Source organism: Burkholderia sp. Ac-20384 (genome assembly GCF_017104605.1).
GTDB classification, from domain to species: Bacteria; Pseudomonadota; Gammaproteobacteria; order Burkholderiales; family Burkholderiaceae; genus Burkholderia; species Burkholderia lata.
Map to the genome: position 1 here is coordinate 1 of NZ_JAAGPE010000625.1, position 1,659 is coordinate 1,659.

Genomic DNA, 1,659 nt, shown 5'->3' on the forward strand with positions numbered 1-1,659 from the left:
CGACGGTCGACATGCCGGGCGGCGAAATCGTTCGCCATACGCTGATTCACGCCGTTGTCGCATCGCATCGCCACGTGTTCGGCGTGTTCGTCTGGTACGTGCTGCCGAGCGGCCCGGCCGGCGCCGTCGCTCGCACCGGTCGCCGAAAGCGCCGCGCCCACGCTGGAAGATGCGCAGGCGCTGGCGAATGCCGGCGCGTTCGACGAGGCCGAGCGCGTGCTCGCGCAGTTCTCGGCGCGCGTCGGGCCGCATGCCGATGCGTTCTACCTGAACGGGCTGATCGCGGATGCGCGCGGACGCGCCACGGAAGCCGGCGACTTCTACCGGAAGGCGCTGTACCTGCGGCCCACGCACCACGAAGCGCTGACCCATCTCGCGACGCTGCTCGACGTCGGCGGCGATCGTGCGGGCGCGCAATGGCTGCTCGAGCGCGCACGGCGCTCGGCCGGCTGACAAGACTACGGGTTGGGAACCGACACCGCGATGACCAGAGGACTTCATGAACCGCGCCGCCGCTGCCTTTGACGAGACGACGATCGACGTCGACGATTGCTGGAACCGGATCGGCACGCGTGGCGACCGCACCTGCGAGCGGCTGAACGACTGCCTGCGCTGCCTGAACTGCTCCGTGTACGCGTATCACGCGGCGAAGCTGCTCGAGCGTCCGCTGGACGGCGCCGAGATGGCCGACACCACGCGCCGGATGAGCGCGACCGGTGCGCCGCACGTGCACGACGCCGATGCCGATACGCACCACGCGGCGCTGGCGTTCCGCGTGGCCGACGAATGGCTCGCGCTGCCGATCGGCGTGCTGCGCGAGATCGCCGGCACGCGGCCGATCCATTCGCTGCCGCATCGCCGCAATTCGGCTGTGCGCGGCGTGGTCAACATCCGCGGCACGCTGCGCATCGCGATCTCGATCGGCGCGCTGCTCGGCCTCGATGCGGGCAAGGGCGGCAGCGGCGGTGACGATGGCCGCTTCACGCGGCTGCTGGTGGCGGCGCACCAGGGCGAGCCGGTGGTGTTTCCGGTCGACGAAGTCGAGGGCGTGCTGCGCTTCGGCGCGTCCGACTGGGTGCCCGTGCCGGCGACGGTCGGGCGCGCGAGCGCCGGCCTGTCGCGCGGCGTGCTGTCGTGGCGCGGCAAGTCGGTGGGCCTGCTCGACGACGACCGCCTGTTCGACGCAGTCACACGGAGCATGCGATGAGCGGCGATGACGACCTGAGCCACCTGTCGCTGCTCGAGCTGTATCGCGAGGAGACGCGCACGCAGACCCAGGCGCTGTCCGAGCGGTTGCTCGCGCTCGAATCGGGCGAGCCCGATTCCGTCGCGCTCGAGGCATGCATGCGCGCCGCGCATTCGCTGAAGGGCGCCGCGCGCATCGTCGGCGTGCCGCTCGGCGTCGATATCGCGGGGCGGATGGAAGAGTGCTTCGTCGCCGCGCAGGCCGGCACGATCGCGCTGACGGCCACGCACGTCGACGTGCTGCTGGCGGGCGTCGATCTGCTGGTGCGCGTCGGCGATCCGCAGGGGCAACCCGTGACGCCGACGGAGATCGACGTGTTCGCGGCGGCGCTGACCGGCGCCGACGGCGCGCAGACGATGCAGGCGCCGTCCGCCGTCCCGCCGCCGATGCCGCCGTCGGTCGTACCGTATCGC

At 71.6% G+C, this 1,659-nt stretch carries 2 protein-coding genes and 2 pseudogenes; all 4 read left to right on the forward strand.

Translation table 11 applies throughout. From position 1 onward, the window contains the following. Positions 1-128 (forward strand): annotated as a pseudogene (locus G3O00_RS42390) (cobalamin biosynthesis protein CobD); the annotation flags it as partial. 25 nt (positions 129-153) lie between these two features. After that, positions 154-453 (forward strand): annotated as a pseudogene (locus tag G3O00_RS42395) (MCP methyltransferase); the annotation flags it as partial. A 46-nt stretch (positions 454-499) separates the two neighbouring features. Next, positions 500-1,207: a chemotaxis protein CheW gene (locus G3O00_RS42400; RefSeq protein WP_174931863.1), complete on the forward strand. Its 708-nt coding sequence runs from the start codon at positions 500-502 to the stop codon at positions 1,205-1,207. Then, on the forward strand, positions 1,204-1,659 hold a 456-nt coding region (locus tag G3O00_RS42405), incomplete at its 3' end, for an Hpt domain-containing protein (RefSeq protein ID WP_206146567.1). The genes G3O00_RS42400 and G3O00_RS42405, both read left to right, overlap by 4 nt.